The following is a 16037-nucleotide window of genomic DNA, read 5'->3' as shown; positions in this document are numbered from 1 at the left end:
GGTTATTCCTTGACTGGCTGGCCGGAGGCGGGGCTGTCGTCCACCTCGACTTTTTCACCGGGGCGCGCGTGTTGCAGGCCTTCGACGACGATGCGGTCACCGGGCTTGAGGCCGCTGCTGACGATCCAGCGGTCTTCAATCACCGCGCCCAGTTCCACCGGCTGCTGGCTGACGGTCTGCTCGGCGTCCAACAGCAGCACCATCGGGATGCCGGCGCTGTCACGCGTGATGGCACGTTGCGGCACGCTGATACCTTGCTTGTCCACGGCCTGTTCGAGGCGCACACGCACAAAGCTGCCCGGCAACAGGTCGAGGTCCGGGTTGGGGAACTCGCTGCGCAGGATGATCTGCCCGGTGCCCGGGTCGACGCTGATTTCCGCAAACAGCAGCTTGCCCGGCAACGGGTACAGGCTGCCGTTGTCCTGGATCAGCGTGGCCTTGGCCTGGTCCTGGCCGACCTGCTTCAAGCTGCCGGCGCGGAAGGCGCGGCGCAGGTCATTGAGTTCGCGGGTCGACTGGGTGAGGTCGGCGTGGATCGGGTCCAGTTGCTGGATAATCGCCAGCGGCGTGGCCTCGTTCTGGCCGACCAGCGCACCTTCGGTCACCAACGCACGGCCGATGCGCCCGGAAATCGGTGCGGTGACGGTGGCGTAGCCCAGGTTCAACCGGGCGCGCTCGACCGCGGCCTTGTTGGCGGCGACTTCGGCGTTGGTCTGGCGCACGGCGGCGCGGGCGTTGTCGTAGTCCTGGCCGCTGATGGCGTTGCCTTCGACCAACTGGCTGTAGCGCTGCTCCTGCAGGCGCGCCTGGAATGCGTTGGCTTCGGCCTTGCTCAGGTTGGCCTGGGCGCTGTCCAGGTCGGCCTTGAACGGCGCGGGGTCGATGCGAAACAGCACGTCACCCTGTTTTACGTCGTGGCCTTCCTTGAACACCCGCTGCATGACCACGCCGGCGACCCGTGCGCGCACTTCGGCAATGCGCGGCGCGGCGATACGCCCGCTCAATTCGCTGGTGATCGAGAGAGGCTTGGCCTGCAGGGTTTCGATGCGCACTTTGGCCAGTGGCGCCTCTGGCGCTTCATCGGCCGACTGGCCACAGCCACTCAGGGCCAGCGTCAGGGCCAGCAGGCAAAATGGCGCAAACAGATTCTTCGACATGCTCATATCCCAATATTGACTGGCGCATCCTAAAGACACCTGCGCCGTGGTGCTGTGAAGCTGTGTAGGCCGTGTGTGAAGAAGTGTAAGGTGCGGCCCATAGTCGCTTGAGGGCGTATATCCTTTCACAATCCTGCAAACAGCAAAGATCAAATGTGAAAACCGGGCCTGTGTGGGAGCCGGGCTTATGTGGGAGCCGGGCTTGCCCGCGATGCAGGCACCTCGGTCTTTCATAGAGAACGAGGCGATGCTATCGCAGGCAAGCCAGCTCCCACACAAGCCAGCTCCCACAAGGGTCTGTATATCGCCTACAAACTGTATTATTTGGAAACACCATGCCCAACATCCTCCTGGTGGAAGACGACGCCGCACTCTCCGAGCTGATTGCCAGCTACCTGGAACGCAATGGCTACCACGTCAATGTGCTCAGCCGTGGCGACCATGTGCGTGAACGGGCGCGCCTTAACCCGCCGGACCTGGTGATCCTCGACCTGATGCTGCCCGGTCTCGACGGCTTGCAGGTGTGCCGCCTGCTGCGTGCCGACTCGGCGGGCCTGCCGATTCTGATGCTCACCGCCCGCGATGACAGCCACGATCAGGTGCTGGGCCTGGAGATGGGCGCCGACGATTATGTCACCAAGCCTTGCGAGCCACGTGTGCTGCTCGCCCGTGTGCGCACCTTGCTGCGCCGCAGCAGTTTGTCCGAGCCACAGGTGGCCAACGACCAGATCGTCATGGGCAACCTGTGCATCGACCTGTCGGAGCGCACCGTGACCTGGCGTGAACAGGCGGTGGAGCTGTCCAGCGGTGAGTACAACCTGCTGGTGGTGCTGGCCCGGCACGCCGGTGAAGTGCTCAGCCGCGACCAGATCCTGCAACGTTTGCGCGGTATCGAGTTCAACGGCACCGACCGTTCGGTGGACGTGGCCATCTCCAAGCTGCGCCGCAAGTTTGACGACCACGCCGGGGAGGCGCGCAAGATCAAGACCGTATGGGGCAAGGGCTACCTGTTCAGCCGTTCCGAGTGGGAATGCTGATCCATGTTTCGTGTACTGCTGCGCCTCTACCTGGTCACCATCATTACCTTCAGTGCCGCGATATTCCTGATTCCCAAGTTGGTGATCCAGCTGTTTGAACACCGCTACATGGACTACAACATCGAGCAGACCCGTGGCCTGCAAAAGCTTATCGTCAAGCAGTATCTGCGCGCGCCGGTGGAGCATTGGTCGCACGTGACCGAGCAACTGAACCGGGATTTCGCGCCGCTGCAAGTCAAGTTGCTGCTGCGCCAGGACGCCAGCTATACCCCCGAGGAGGAGCAACTGCTGGAGCACGGCAAGCCGGTGATCCGCCTGGGCGAGTGGGGCTGGATGGAAGACATCAGTTCGCCGATCAACCAGCAGTTTGCGGTGAAACTGAGCATCCCCCCGGACCCGCTGGACATGAACCTGCTGTACTGGTCGATGAACGTGCTGATTGGCGCGGCCTTGCTCGCCTGCCTGCTGTTCTGGCTGCGCCCGCACTGGCGTGACCTGGAGCGCCTGAAAAGCACCGCCGCGCAATTGGGCCGGGGCAACCTCAGTGAGCGCACACAGATTCCCGCCAGCTCCAACATCGGCAGCCTGGCGTCGGTGTTCGACACCATGGCCGACGACATCGAAGGCCTGCTCAACCAGCAGCGCGACTTGCTCAACGCCGTGTCCCATGAACTGCGCACGCCGCTGACGCGCCTGGACTTCGGCCTGGCCCTGGCGCTGTCCGAAGACTTGCCCCAGGCCAGCCGCGAGCGCCTGCAAAGCCTGGTGGCGCATATACGCGAGCTGGACGAGCTGGTGCTGGAATTGCTTTCCTACAGCCGCCTGCAAAACCCGGCACAGTTGCCGGAGCGGGTCGACGTGGTGCTCGATGAGTTTATCGACAGCGTGCTGGGCAGCGTCGATGACGAACTGGAAAACCCCGAGATCGTCATCGACGTCGCGCTCGACTGCACCGTGGAGCGTTTCAGCCTCGACCCACGTCTCACGGCCCGGGCATTGCAGAATCTGTTGCGCAATGCCACGCGCTATTGCGACAAGCGCATTCAGGTTGGGGTCAAGGTGTGTGCCGATGGCTGTGAAATATGGGTGGACGATGACGGCATCGGCATTCCCGTGGAACAGCGCGAGCGTATCTTCGAACCCTTCTATCGCCTGGACCGCAGCCGCGACCGCGCCACTGGCGGCTTTGGCCTTGGCCTGGCGATCAGCCGGCGCGCCATGGAAGCCCAGGGCGGCACATTGACGGCCCTGGCCTCGCCCCTGGGCGGGGCACGGTTCAGGGTGTGGTTGCCCAGCGCAAGCTGATCAGAGCACTTTGACCGCGCGGCCGATGGCCTGGATCGGCCCGGTCGGCTTGCCGGTCGGTGAACCGCGAGGGTCTTCCAGGGTCAGCTCGAACAGCTGGTTGGGCGTGAGCGGCGGCAGCTTGTCCAGCGGCACCGAGAGCGTTTGCCCTGGCTTGACCAGCCCCAATGACACCGGAGCCTGCCAGCCATCGCCCTTGGTCCAGAATTGCAGGGCTTTGTCGCTCGGCACCTCCATCACCCCCAACGGAATCAGTTGGATCTGCTGATCATGGCTGGCCTGGATCACCCAGCCGGGTGCCTGGTTCTGTGGTGCAACCAACACCACCACAAACGTCGGATCGGCTACGGGCGGGCGGGTCAACAGCAGGGCCGCCAACACCAGTGTGGTCACCAGGCCTGCGCCGGCCAACCCACGCCAGAGCGCCAGCAGGTTCCACCACGGCACGCCGGCTGGCTGATTTGCCGTGCTGCGCTCGATGCGCCGCCACAGTTGCGCGGACGGCGGCACGGGTTCGGCCAAGGCGGTCAGCGGCAGCAGGCGCTGCTCCCAGGCATCCACCGCCGCACGCAGATCGCTGTCATGCTTCAGGCGTTGCTCGACCTCGGCGCGTTGCTCGGCGGGCAGGGTGCCCAACACATATTCGCTGGCGAGTTCATCCAGTGGGTTGCTCATGCCATGCACTCGCGCAGCGCGACGAGGCTCCGTTTGATCCAGGCTTTGACGGTGCCCAGGGGCGTGTCCAGTTTCCGGGCGATTTCGCTGTGGGAATAACCGTCGACATAGGCGTGAAGGATGCACGTGCGACGGGTCGGGTCGAGTTGTTCCAGGCAGCGGTACACCTGACCTTCTCGGGCGCTGAATTCGAAGCTGTCATTGGGGGCGGCGAGTTGCTCGTGTTCGTCGCTCAATGCCACCTCCCGGTAGTGATTGCGCACGGCATTGAGCGCCAGGTGCCGGGTGATGCTGAACACCCAGCCCCGCGCCGAACCACGGCTTGGGTCGAAACTGCCGGCGCCGCGCCAGACCTTGATAAACGCGTCATGCACGACATCTTCGGCCAGGGCTTTGTCACGCACAATGCGCAACGCCACGCCGAGCAAGCGGCTGCTGTCCTCGGCATAGAGTTGGCGCAAGGCGCGTTGGTCGCCACGGGCACACGCCGCCAGGCAGGTTTCGTAATCAAACAAACACGGCATCCTTAAAGGGCTGAGTCCTGTGGCGAGCGCGCTCGCCACAGGCAGCGTAGCCGAGTTTACTCAGTTGGCTGCCCAGAAAATGTAGTCGGCCTGGTACTTCACCACGGCCTGCTGGCCTTTGTTCGCCGCCGTGCATTCGCTGCTCGGCGCCACGCCGCCTTTAAGGGCGACACGCTGGATGTAACTGACGCCACTCATGGCACCTTTACCTTCGGCCGGGTTGGCCTTGACCAGTTGATAGGGCAGGTTGCCTGCACTCGAAGGCGCTACCGCCAGTTGGGTGCCGGTGATTTTCGAGCCATCCTGGGCCTGCCAGGTGGCGGGCGGGCCGAAGTAGTTGCCCACCGGCTTGCCGCTGCGATCATTCAACACGGCTTTGGGGCCGACAAAGAACCATTCGGTCTGGCCGACGGCGTTGGCTTTGTCGCGGCATTCGTAGGTGATTTCGCCGACCCCGGTGGTTTCCATCGCAATCTTGTGCCCGTCCGGCACCTTGATGCTGTCCGGCAAGCCGGTCTGGGCGAAAGCCGCAGGCGCGACGGTGAGTGCAGCCGCAAGGCAGAACAGTGTTTTAGCGTTCATGGGTAGTGCTCCATTTGAGTAAAACAGCGGGGTGACTGCAAGGACTACACGCGAGGCGCACGATTGGATGCACGGGTTAGAAAATAAACCTTAGAGGGCGCACACTGTGCGCCCGACCCCGAGGAGAACCTCGCAATGACTGGTGTTCACACGTCTGCTCAACAAGGTTTCTCGACCCAGGCCGCCACCTACGCCCAAGGTCGACCGGACTACCCACGCCAACTCACCGGCTGGCTGACCGATACACTGCGTATCAACGCACAGTCGACCGTGATCGACCTGGGGGCCGGCACCGGCAAGTTCACCCGTTTGCTCAGCACCCTGGCGCCCAGCCTGATTGCCGTTGAGCCGGTCGAGGCCATGGGCGCGCAACTGAGCAAACTGTTGCCGGATGTACGCCTGCTCAGCGGCACCGCTGACGCTATCCCTTTGCCGGAGGCCAGCGCCGATGCGCTGGTGTGCGCGCAAGCCTTCCACTGGTTCGCAACCGAGGCCGCACTGGCAGAGATCCACCGCGTGCTCAAGCCTGACGGGCGCCTGGGGCTGGTGTGGAATGTGCGCGATGAGTCGGTGGACTGGGTTGCGGCCATCACCGAAATCATTACGCCCTATGAAGGCGACACGCCGCGTTTTCACACAGGGCATTGGCGCGAGGCCTTCACCGGTGGGTATTTTTCCGCGCCGCAAATGAGCTGTTTTGCCTATCAGCATGTGGGCAGCCCCCAGGAAGTGATCATGGATCGCTTTCTGTCTGTGAGCTTTATCGCGGCGCTACCGGCCGCGCAAAAGGCCACGGTGACCGAGCAATTACGCGGGCTGATCAACACTCACCCGGCGCTGCGCGGGCGTGACACTGTGGCGTTTCCGTATCAGACCCAGGCCTATGTCTGCCATCGTCTGACAGAAAAAGCATAAAGTCAGATCATATTGATATAAGTCGTTATAAGAAAAATCGCTATCCTGCGGCCAGAATTTTATAAGGCCGCGGGTAGTTGTAATGGATGTGGGCAATTTTGGTTTTGTAGTCGCTGGCCTGATCGTTGGTTTTATCGTCGGCATGACCGGTGTCGGCGGCGGGTCCCTGATGACGCCGATCCTGTTGTGGTTCGGCATCAACCCGGCCACCGCCGTGGGCACTGACTTGTTATACGCCGCCATCACCAAATCCGGTGGGGTGCTGGTACACAGCAAAAACCGCAATATCGACTGGACCATCACTGGCTGGCTGACCTTGGGCAGCGTGCCGGCGGTGCTTTTGACGCTGTGGTTCCTGGCCAGCCTGCACACTGATCCCAGCGCGATGAATGCAGTGATCAAGCAGGCGCTGGGCTTTGTGCTGCTGCTGACGGCGCTGGCGATCCTGTTCAAGAAAAGCCTGTTGGCGTTCGCCCAGCGGCATGCGGGCGATGATTACCACATGAGTCCGCGCAACCTCAACGCACTCACAGTCGTCACCGGCGCGATCCTGGGCACCATGGTTGCGTTGACCTCTATCGGCGCGGGTGCCCTCGGGACTGTGGCGTTGTTTATCTTGTATCCGTTCCTGGCCACGCGGCGTCTGGTCGGCACCGAGATCGCCCACGCCGTGCCGCTGACCCTGGTGGCGGGCCTGGGGCATGCCAGCATGGGCAATATGGACTGGCACTTGCTGGGCTTTTTGCTGATGGGGTCGTTGCCGGGGATTTACCTGGGCAGCCACATGACCGGCAAAGTCCCGGACGGCGTGTTGCGACCGTGTCTGGCGATTATGTTGATGACCATCGGGTATAAGCTCGCGTTCTGAGTGGTACACAGGATCGTTCCCACGCTCTGCGTGGGAATGCCACCCCGGACGCTCTGCGTCCCGCTCTTGAAGCCGTGACGCGGAGCGTCACAGGATGCATGCCCACGCAGAGCGTGGGAGCGATCAATTACGCTTTGCCAGGCCCATTCCCGATCTGCCACACAAACGGCGGCTCGGTTCCATTGATCACCCAATCCCCCACGATCCGCGCCTTGTAGATCACCGGGTTATGCGACGACACGGTCCGCGCATTGCGCCAATGGCGATCCAGCGCTTTACCCTGGCGCACATCCGACGCCCCCAGTGCATTGAACAGCTCACTGGTAGCCCGCTGAATCAACTCCGACACCACCACCTGCGCTGTCGCCGATTCAATCTCGGCAGCCACGTTTGCCTCACGCTCAGCCACCTCATCCCCGGCAAATCTTGCCAAGTAAGCCCGTTGCGCCGGCACCGCAGCTTTCAACGCACTGGCCTCGGCGGCATACACCAGCGCGGCCACTTCGCCCACCACTTGCTGAACCTGCGGGTCCTGGCTGACATGTTCGGCATTGCCATGGCTGTAGATGCGTTTGCGGCTGCGCACCTGCTGCGCCACGTCGTTGAGCGCCGCACGGCCAATACCGGCCAGGCTCGCCAGCAGCACCAACTGGTAAAACGCGGTCTGGTATTTGAAGCGGGTGGCGAAGTCGATCACGTTGTCGGCCTCAACCACCGCATCGGTAAACCGTGTAGTGCCGCTGCCCGTGGTGCGTTGGCCGAACCCGTCCCAGTCATCACGTTGCACCACGCCGGGCTGGTGCGTGCGGGTGGCGGCGATCACGTCGGCGCCGGTGTCGCTGCGCTGGGCGTACACGTCGATCCAGTCGGAGAAAATGCTCCCGGTGCTGTAGAACTTTTCGCCGTTGAGCTTCCAGTGATCGCCATCCGGGCTGACCTGAGTGACCACATCGCCGATGGCCACAGTGCCGATTTCGGTCCAGGCGCAACCGACGATATCGCCGTCGACAAACCGCTTGAACCACAGGTCGCGACCCGCGCTGGGTGGCGCGTTCAGGCGGTCTTCGGCAAAGGCGAAGTGCCCGCGCAGCGCCTGGGGCACATTGGAGTCGGCCGCCGCCAGTTCGATCAGCAGCTCAAACAATTGCGGCAGGGACGCGCCGCCACCGCCGTATTCCACCGGCACCCGCACCGCGCCGAACCCTGCGTGTTTGAGCCACTCAATCGGCTCATAGGGCAGGGCGCGCGCTTGTTCACGTGCCACGGCACCTTCGGCGATGCGCTGGAAGATCGGCCGAAAGCGCGCGGCAAGTGTGGGGTAATCGACGCCGATGGACAGCGGGTTGATGACATGTTGCTCGGTCATGGGATACGGCTCCTGGGCAGTGATCAATGGTGAGCTAATTGCACAGTCCGTGCCGGGCGGCGCAGCCCGTATTTACTGGGGATGGATCCAAACTGCTGTTGCCCCAGCAACAGTAAATCGACAAAACAAGGCCATCCGCGACATTCGCCGGCTTGGCAACCACCACGGCGATATGCGCCACGACGCCCATGGGGTGGTGCTTTGATGCTGTCTGGCACGCTTGCTGCTCAAGCCTGGTTACATCCTTTCCAGCGAGGTACTGCCAGATGAGTCAGCAAGCCGTGAAATTTGCCTATTGGGTGCCCAACGTCAGCGGTGGGCTGGTGGTCAGCAAGATTGAACAACGCACGCACTGGGGCATCGACTACAACCGCAAGCTCGCGCAGTTGGCCGAGGCGGCCGGCTTCGAATATGGTCTGACGCAAATTCGTTTCACCGCCGGCTACGGTGCCGACAATCAGCATGAGTCTGTAGCGTTCAGCCATGCGTTGCTGGCGGCGACCACTAGGCTCAAGGTGATCGCCGCGATCCTGCCTGGCCCTTGGCAGCCGGCGCTGGCGGCCAAGCAGCTGGCGACCATCGACCAGCTCACCAATGGGCGCATCGCGGTGAATATCGTCAGTGGCTGGTTCAAGGGCGAATTCCAGGCCATCGGCGAGCCCTGGCTGGAACACGACGAACGTTATCGCCGTTCCGAGGAGTTTATCCGTGCCCTCAAAGGCATCTGGAGCCAGGACGATTTCACCTTCAAGGGCGACTTCTACCGTTTCAACAACTACAGCTTGAAACCCAAGCCGCTCGGCCAGCCGGAAGTGTTCCAGGGCGGCAGCTCACGGGCGGCGCGGGACATGGCGGCACGCGTGTCGGACTGGTACTTCACCAACGGCAACACGCCCGAAGGCATCAAGGCCCAGGTTGACGATCTCCGCATCAAGGCCGCGGCCAACCACCACTCGGTGAAAGTGGGTGTAAACGCGTTTGTGATCGCCCGCGACACCGAAGAAGAAGCCCGCGCCGTGCTCGCCGAAATCATCGACAAGGCCGACCCCGAAGCGGTGAATGCGTTTGGCGATGCGGCCAAACAGGCGGGCAAGGCCTCACCGGAAGGCGAGGGTAACTGGGCCAAGTCCAGCTTTGAAGACCTGGTGCAATACAACGACGGCTTCAAGACCAACTTGATTGGTACGCCGCAGCAGATCGCCGAGCGCATAGTCGCGCTCAAGGCTGTGGGCGTGGACCTGATACTGGCTGGCTTCCTGCATTTTCAGGAAGAGGTCGAATACTTCGGCCAGCGCGTCCTGCCGCTGGTGCGCGAGCTGGAAGCCAAGGCCGGCGTCAAGCAGGTGGCTTAAACAACACGACGGCCGCGCGCAATTTGTTATTGCCAAAACGGCACATGCGCTCGAACTCCCCATGGCTGACCGGCAGATGCTGGCAGTCCAGGGATTGGCGATGCTGGCTGTGGTCCACGTCGGGGTCGTGCAGGTAGACGAACTCTTCATCGCAGTCGGTGACCATCACCCAATGTGGCGACTTGGAACGGGTGAGGCGGTAGCTGCTGATCAGTACCAGCGGCTGCCCGCCGGCCTGCAATACCTGCGGTAAATCCAGCGCGCCGCCGAATACCTGTTCGACGTCGCTGCCGACCAATTCCTCTTCAAACGCCTCATGCACTAAGCGCATCACGTCCTTTTTGTGCTGGTCGCGCACGCCATCCAGAAACAACGGCCCGCGCACATTCACCTGCATACGCACCCGAAAACCCCGGCGCCAGGCCGCCAAAGCCAAGCCTTGCGGGCTGCAGCCGCCATGGCCTGCGGTCATGAACACGGTGGTGGCTTCACGCCAGATCTGCAGTTCTTCGCGCCGCCCGGCCACGCGCCCAGGCAGCAACGCGCCCATGGCCATCAGCAAGCACGCGGCGCCACAGGTGAAGTCGGTGGTCTGCTGGTAATAGGGCACGCTCTGGGGGCGTGCGACCTGGTGCTGGAGGATGCGTTTTTCCAGGCGAATAGCGGCGGTGTGATCTTCGTAATAGTCATTTATCAGCGCAAAGCGGCGATAGCCGTTGCGCTCGTACAGCGCCAGGGCGCCGGGGTTGTCGGTGCGTACTTCCAGGCGCAGATAGGCGCAATCATGTTCCAGGGCGCAGGCCTCGATGCGCGTCAGCAATTGCTTGCCCAAGCCCATGCCGCGCGCACGCTCGGCGATGGCGATGGAGTACAGGCGCGCCAATGAAGTGCCGCGATGGAACAGCACCAGTGCATAACCTTGCAACTGCGCATCATTTTCCGCCACCAGCAACTGGCCATGGGCACGGCTGATCATCCACTGGAAACTGCGCAACGAGAGCCGGTCGGTGGTGAAACAGTGCTGTTCCAGTGCGACCAATTCAGGCACATCAGCAGGGGTTGCAACGCGAAAGGAAAGAGCCATATAACCGCCGTAAAAGTTGCGTAACGAAACGGGACTTCTCTAAAAGATCGTGCTTAATAGAAAAGGTCGAGTTCTCTAAAGCGGATCAAATATTATGTCAGCGGTACAAGGTCATTGGCGTGAAGTATCCGAGCAAAACGTCGCGGCGACAATAACTTCCAGCGGTTATTTTTCGGTCGCAAGCAAAGGTTCCAGCCAAGTGGTGATCATTGTCGAACGCAAGGAAGATTGGGCCTCTTACTTCCCCAGCGAAGACATCGTGACCGCCCAGGAATACCTTGAGCAAACCCGTGAAAGCGAGACGGGCAAGCGTGTGCAGGTGATCAACCTGTGCCGCAGTTACAAGTACCTGGGCCACGGCTACTACTGCTCGTTGTTGGCCGAAGCGCGCGGCCACAAGGTGATTCCGTCGGTACGCACCATCAGTGAACTGACTAAAAAGTCGCTGTATGGCTTGTCACTGGATGACCTGGATAAAACCCTCGATAAAGCCTTGAGTCATCACCTTTACAGCAATACCGAAGGCTTTACCCTGACACTTTATTTTGGTCGAACCAATATAGAGCCGCTGCAAGAATTGGCCCGCCAGTTATTTGAAACCTTCCCGTGCCCGATCTTGTTAGTTGAGTTCCGCAAACACAATGGCTGGCACATCGACGGGGTCAAGTCCGGGGTCTTGCACAAGTTGCGCGATGACCAGGAAGACCAGTTCGCCCACGCCCTCGACAACTTCAGCCGCAAGATCTGGCGCCAGCCGCGCTCACGCCGCTTGGCGCGGTATGACCTGGCGATTCTTCACGACCCGCAGGAGCAACTGCCGCCGTCCAATGCCCGCGCCCTGGAAAACTTCGTGCGGGTCGGCAAAGGGCTGGGCATCGATGTGGAACTGATCGAGCGCAAGGATTACTCACGGCTGGCCGAGTACGACGCCTTGCTGATCCGCGAGACCACCAGTGTCGACAACCACACCTATCGCTTCGCCAAAAAAGCCGAAAGCGAAGGCCTGGTGGTCATGGACGACCCGGCATCGATCCTGCGCTGTACCAACAAGGTCTACCTCACTGACCTGCTCAACAGCCATCAACTGGGCATGCCCGCCACCGAGATTCTCTACAAGGAGCGACCGCAAGATTTCGAAAGGGTCGGCGAGCGCCTGGGTTTCCCGCTGGTGTTGAAGATCCCCGACGGCTGCTTCTCGCGCGGCGTAATCAAGGTGGAAAGCCAGGAAGCCCTGCTCAAGGCCACCGCCGAGTTGTTCGAACATTCGGTGCTGTTGCTGGCCCAGGAGTTTTTTTACACCGAGTACGACTGGCGCATTGGTGTGCTCAACCGCAAGCCGATCTTTGCCTGCCAATACTTCATGTCCAAGGGCCACTGGCAGATTTATAACCACAAGGCTATCGGCCAGGACATCAACGGCGAATGCCGCACCCTGGCGGTTCATGAAGCGCCCAAGGCAGTGGTGGACCTGGCGGTAAAAACCGCCAACCTGATCGGCGACGGCCTCTACGGTGTCGACCTCAAGCAGTCCGGCGACAAAGTGGTGGTGATCGAGGTCAACGACAACCCCAATATGGACGCCGGTATCGAAGATGCCTATTTGCAAGACGACCTGTATGCGCTGGTGCTCGAGGAGTTTGTACGGCGATTGGAGTTGAAACGCCAGGGCCAGGGCTGGTGACGCGCGATGATTCAGCGCTTTGAACTGACCGACGGAAAACTGTGCAAGGCGGACAAGGACGACGCTGCAATCATGCTGTTCAACAACCCGGACGCGGCCGAGCGCGAGTGGTTGCGCGACCATCACAAACTCGACGAGCACGCCCTGGCTTCGGCGCTTGACCCGGATGAAGTCTCACGCATCGAGTTTCACCCCGATAACCTGTTCCTGATCTGGAAACGCCCGGAGAACTACTCGGGCGGCGGCAGCCTGATGTTCGAAGTGGCCTCCTGCGGGCTATTGTTTTCACCCGGCCGCCTGCTGGTGATCGCCACGGATGACACCCCACTCTCCGGGCTCGGCGCGCGTCGGCCGTTGCATACGCCGCTGGATGTGCTGCTTGATCTGCTGCTTAACAACATTCACCACTACCTGGGCCACCTGAAGGTGATCAAGCTGGTGGCGCGGGAGTTGCAGCAACAGTTCAATGCGTCGATGAGCAACCAGCACCTGATGCAGATGTTTAACCTCAGTGAAAGCCTGATCTATTACATCAACGCGCTGCACAGCAATGGCGCGGTGTTGTCGCGGTTGCGCAACCACGCGGAAAAGGAGCATTTCAGCGCCGAGGTGCTGGGGTTGATCGATGACCTGATCATTGAGAACCACCAGTGCTACAAGCAGGCGGAGATCTACTCCAACGTGTTTTCCGGGCTGATCGATGCACGCGGCAACCTGATGAACAACAGCATGAACAACCTGCTGCGCAAGCTGACGTTGATCAACGTGGTGTTTCTGCCGCTCAACCTGATCGCCAGCGTGGGCGGCATGTCGGAGTTCAGCATGATGACGGCGGGCACGCCGTGGTGGGTGTCATACCCGCTGTTGATGGTGGCGATGGGCGTTGGGGCGGGGTTGATGGTGTTCGGGCTCAAGCGCATCGCAGGCGGCGCCAGCCGCGCGTGAACACATTGCAGTTTGTGGGAACTGACAGGTAAGGTGGCCAAACTCCTTCGTGGCGAGCGGGCTTGCCCCGCGTTGGGCTGCGAAGCGGCCCCAAACCAGGCGCTGAGTTCTTTCAGGAAACATCCCTGTGCCATTACTGGGGCTGCTGCGCAACCCAACGCGGGGCAAGCCCGCTCGCCACAACAGCGCTCCTGTGCAAGCGGTGTGTCAGTGACACACAGTCGATGCTATCGCAGGCAAGCCAGCTCCCACAGGTTTACGGTTGCAGCGTCAGCACTTCAAAGCCGTCCGCCGTCACCGCCACGGTATGTTCCCACTGCGCCGACAGGCTGTTGTCCTTGGTCACCACCGTCCAGCCATCCTTGAGGTCGCGCACCTTGGCGCTGCCCTGGTTGAGCATCGGCTCGATGGTAAACACCATGCCTTCGCGCAGTTCCAGCCCGGTGCCGGGGCGGCCGAAGTGCAGCACTTGGGGTTCCTCGTGCATCTGCCGGCCGATGCCGTGGCCGCAATACTCACGCACCACGCTGTAGCCGTTGGCTTGCGCATGGCTCTGGATCGCATGGCCGATATCGCCCAGGCGTGCGCCGGGGCGGACCTGGCGAATGCCGGCCCACATGGCTTCGAAGGTCTGTTCCACCAGGCGCCGGGCCTTGGGCGCCACGCTGCCAATCATGTACATCTTGCTGGAGTCAGCGATAAAACCGCCTTTTTCCAGGGTGATGTCGATGTTGATGATGTCGCCGTCTTTCAACACATCCTTGGCACTGGGCATGCCATGACACACCACTTCGTTGATCGAGGTGTTGATGCAAAAGGGGTAGTCGTATTGCCCAAGACTCGCCGGCCGGGCTTTGAGCTCGTTGCGGATGAAGGCTTCGACGGCGCTGTCCAGCTCCAGGGTCGAACGTCCGGCGGCGACAAAGCCGTCGAGCATGCTGAATACCTGGGCCAGCAGGCGTCCGGATTCGCGCATCACGGCCAGTTGTGCGGGTGTCTTGATCATCAGCCGCGCCCTCGGATCAGGTCGGGTTTGTCCAGCAACAGCTTGTTGATCAGCTCGTTGTAGGGCAGGTGCGGGTTGAGTTCGGCCAACAGGCCGATCTTGATCCAGAACTCGGCCTGGGCATTGATGGAGCGGTCCATGGCGGCGCTGGCCAGGCGAAGCTGTTCGTGCAGTTGGTCGGTTATCTTGACGATGCCCATGGGTTTCACTGTGTTAGATGGATATACAAAGCGTATACGTTTCGTATATCGCTCGTAAACCCCAACCCGCTAAATGGCCACAGGCCATTGACTTGCCCAGCCACCGCCGGTTAATTTCGGCGCATGACCTTTCCAGCCTTGCGCCGCCAGCCGAGCATTATTATTACCGCCATTCCTCATTTGGCGGGATAGCACACGGCTGCACCCAAACCCGCCCTAGAGGCGGGTTTTGTTTTTCCGACTCCTGGGCAGCACACTAACACCAGGAGACGCCCATGAGTACCCACCGCGCCGCGCAAACCGCCAATACCGGGCTGCTTGAGCACTACGTGAAAAAGATCCTCGCCGCCCCGGTTTACGACGTGGCAGTGCGCACGCCCTTGCAATCGGCGACTGCGTTGTCGGCGCTATTGGGCAACCAAGTGCTGCTCAAGCGGGAAGATTTGCAGCCGACGTTTTCCTTCAAGATCCGTGGCGCCTACAACAAGCTGGTGCAACTCGGCGATGAGCAGAAAGCCCGTGGGGTGGTGACCGCCTCGGCGGGTAATCATGCGCAGGGCGTGGCATTGGCGGCGCGGGAACTGGGCATCAAGGCCCGCATCGTCATGCCGTGCAGCACGCCGGAATTGAAGGTGCTGGGCGTGCGCTCCCGTGGCGCCGAGGCGGTATTGCATGGCGAAAGCTTTCCGTTTGCCCTGGCCCATGCGTTGCAATTGGCCGAGGCGTCGGGTTGCACCTTTGTTTCGCCGTTCGATGACCCCGATGTGATCGCCGGCCAAGGCACGGTGGCCATGGAAATACTGCGCCAGCAGCAAGGCCCGCTGCACGCGATCTTCGTGCCGGTGGGCGGCGGCGGCCTGATCGCCGGGATTGCCGCCTATGTCAAATACCTGCGGCCCGAGGTGCGCATTGTCGGCGTCGAACCCGAGGGTTCCAGTTGCCTGCTGGCAGCCTTGCGCGCCGGTGAGCGGGTGGTGCTGCCCAGTGTCGACGGGTTTGCCGATGGCACCGCGGTGGCGCAGATCGGCGCCTATGGCTTTGAGATCTGCCGCGATTGGGTCGATGAAGTGATCACCGTCAGCAATGACGAACTGTGCAGCGCCATCAAGTTGATCTACGACGATACGCGCTCCATCACTGAGCCTTCAGGCGCACTGGCGGTGGCGGGCGTTCGCAAGTACGTCAGCCAAAACGGCGTGCGCGGGCAGACCTTGGTGGCAGTGAACTCAGGGGCCAATATCAACTTTGATAGTTTGCGACATGTTGCGGAGAGAGTAGCGGCGCAAAGTGTAACTTAGTGCATAAACGTTTAATCGACGCAGTTCGACGAGGATGCTGGC

Annotated in this window: 16 protein-coding genes; 8 read left to right on the top strand and 8 right to left on the bottom strand. The window is 61.4% G+C overall.

Annotated elements, in window-relative coordinates:
• Window positions 1-2: 2 nt before the first annotated feature.
• Window positions 3-1157: an efflux RND transporter periplasmic adaptor subunit gene (locus GIW48_RS21570; protein WP_236462538.1), complete on the bottom strand. Its 1155-nt coding sequence runs from the start codon at window positions 1155-1157 to the stop codon at window positions 3-5.
• Window positions 1158-1492: 335 nt separating this feature from the next.
• Here GIW48_RS21570 and GIW48_RS21565 point away from each other — a divergent pair, with 335 nt between their 5' ends.
• Both GIW48_RS21565 and GIW48_RS21560 read left to right on the top strand, forming a co-directional pair.
• Window positions 1493-2194 carry a response regulator transcription factor gene (locus GIW48_RS21565; protein ID WP_017135033.1) on the top strand — a complete coding sequence of 234 codons (702 nt, stop codon included), beginning with the start codon at window positions 1493-1495 and terminating at the stop codon, window positions 2192-2194.
• 3 nt (window positions 2195-2197) lie between these two features.
• Complete coding sequence (locus GIW48_RS21560; RefSeq protein WP_236462534.1) at window positions 2198-3499, top strand: ATP-binding protein; 1302 nt, start codon at window positions 2198-2200, stop codon at window positions 3497-3499.
• On the opposite strand, the gene GIW48_RS21555 is transcribed toward GIW48_RS21560, so the two are convergent.
• From GIW48_RS21555 to GIW48_RS21545, 3 genes are read right to left on the bottom strand one after another with little or no spacing between them, the layout of a single operon-like run.
• Window positions 3500-4174 carry an anti-sigma factor gene (locus GIW48_RS21555; RefSeq protein WP_236462532.1) on the bottom strand — a complete coding sequence of 225 codons (675 nt, stop codon included), beginning with the start codon at window positions 4172-4174 and terminating at the stop codon, window positions 3500-3502.
• Window positions 4171-4698: a sigma-70 family RNA polymerase sigma factor gene (locus GIW48_RS21550; RefSeq protein ID WP_236462529.1), complete on the bottom strand. Its 528-nt coding sequence runs from the start codon at window positions 4696-4698 to the stop codon at window positions 4171-4173. The genes GIW48_RS21555 and GIW48_RS21550 overlap by 4 nt, the downstream gene beginning before the upstream one ends.
• Before the next feature lie 60 nt (window positions 4699-4758).
• Window positions 4759-5280, bottom strand: a complete 522-nt coding sequence (locus GIW48_RS21545; protein WP_017135037.1) for a DUF3455 domain-containing protein — start codon at window positions 5278-5280, stop codon at window positions 4759-4761.
• Between the two features lie 135 nt (window positions 5281-5415).
• Between GIW48_RS21545 and GIW48_RS21540 the strand changes: the two genes are divergently transcribed.
• Both GIW48_RS21540 and GIW48_RS21535 read left to right on the top strand, forming a co-directional pair.
• Window positions 5416-6195 (top strand): class I SAM-dependent methyltransferase, encoded by a 780-nt coding sequence (locus GIW48_RS21540; RefSeq protein ID WP_236462526.1) that lies wholly within the window; start codon window positions 5416-5418, stop codon window positions 6193-6195.
• Window positions 6196-6277: 82 nt separating this feature from the next.
• On the top strand, window positions 6278-7063 hold the full coding sequence (locus GIW48_RS21535) for a sulfite exporter TauE/SafE family protein (protein ID WP_017135039.1): 786 nt from the start codon (window positions 6278-6280) through the stop codon (window positions 7061-7063).
• A gap of 127 nt (window positions 7064-7190) precedes the next feature.
• Here the strand turns inward: GIW48_RS21535 and GIW48_RS21530 are convergent, their stop codons facing one another.
• Window positions 7191-8429, bottom strand: coding sequence for an acyl-CoA dehydrogenase family protein (locus GIW48_RS21530; RefSeq protein WP_099548246.1), 1239 nt, complete (start codon window positions 8427-8429; stop codon window positions 7191-7193).
• A 266-nt stretch (window positions 8430-8695) separates the two neighbouring features.
• Here GIW48_RS21530 and sfnG point away from each other — a divergent pair, with 266 nt between their 5' ends.
• On the top strand, window positions 8696-9781 hold the full coding sequence (sfnG, locus tag GIW48_RS21525) for a dimethylsulfone monooxygenase SfnG (protein ID WP_099548248.1): 1086 nt from the start codon (window positions 8696-8698) through the stop codon (window positions 9779-9781).
• Here sfnG and GIW48_RS21520 read toward each other — a convergent pair.
• Window positions 9765-10865, bottom strand: a complete 1101-nt coding sequence (locus tag GIW48_RS21520; protein WP_169988523.1) for a GNAT family N-acetyltransferase/peptidase C39 family protein — start codon at window positions 10863-10865, stop codon at window positions 9765-9767. The genes sfnG and GIW48_RS21520 overlap by 17 nt on opposite strands.
• Window positions 10866-10959: 94 nt before the next feature.
• On the opposite strand from GIW48_RS21520, the gene GIW48_RS21515 reads away from it, so the two are divergent.
• Both GIW48_RS21515 and GIW48_RS21510 read left to right on the top strand, forming a co-directional pair.
• On the top strand, window positions 10960-12546 hold the full coding sequence (locus GIW48_RS21515; RefSeq protein WP_236462524.1) for a RimK family protein: 1587 nt from the start codon (window positions 10960-10962) through the stop codon (window positions 12544-12546).
• Window positions 12547-12552: 6 nt separating this feature from the next.
• Window positions 12553-13491, top strand: coding sequence for a magnesium transporter CorA family protein (locus GIW48_RS21510; RefSeq protein WP_170038443.1), 939 nt, complete (start codon window positions 12553-12555; stop codon window positions 13489-13491).
• 256 nt (window positions 13492-13747) lie between these two features.
• Here GIW48_RS21510 and map read toward each other — a convergent pair whose 3' ends face one another.
• Entirely contained in the window at window positions 13748-14497 is a 750-nt protein-coding gene (gene map, locus GIW48_RS21505) for a type I methionyl aminopeptidase (RefSeq protein WP_017135044.1), read from the bottom strand.
• Window positions 14497-14697 carry a ParD-like family protein gene (locus tag GIW48_RS21500; RefSeq protein ID WP_017135045.1) on the bottom strand — a complete coding sequence of 67 codons (201 nt, stop codon included), beginning with the start codon at window positions 14695-14697 and terminating at the stop codon, window positions 14497-14499. The genes map and GIW48_RS21500 overlap by 1 nt, the downstream gene beginning before the upstream one ends.
• Window positions 14698-14972: 275 nt before the next feature.
• On the opposite strand from GIW48_RS21500, the gene ilvA reads away from it, so the two are divergent.
• Entirely contained in the window at window positions 14973-15995 is a 1023-nt protein-coding gene (gene ilvA / locus GIW48_RS21495; RefSeq protein WP_236462544.1) for a threonine ammonia-lyase, biosynthetic, read from the top strand.
• Window positions 15996-16037: the final 42 nt, after the last annotated feature.

It is taken from the genome of Pseudomonas sp. PA-6-3C (genome assembly GCF_021605825.1).
GTDB lineage: Bacteria > Pseudomonadota > Gammaproteobacteria > Pseudomonadales > Pseudomonadaceae > Aquipseudomonas > Aquipseudomonas edaphica.
The sequence above is the reverse complement of the archived record's forward strand: the minus strand, read 5'-3'. Positions and strand labels throughout refer to the sequence as shown.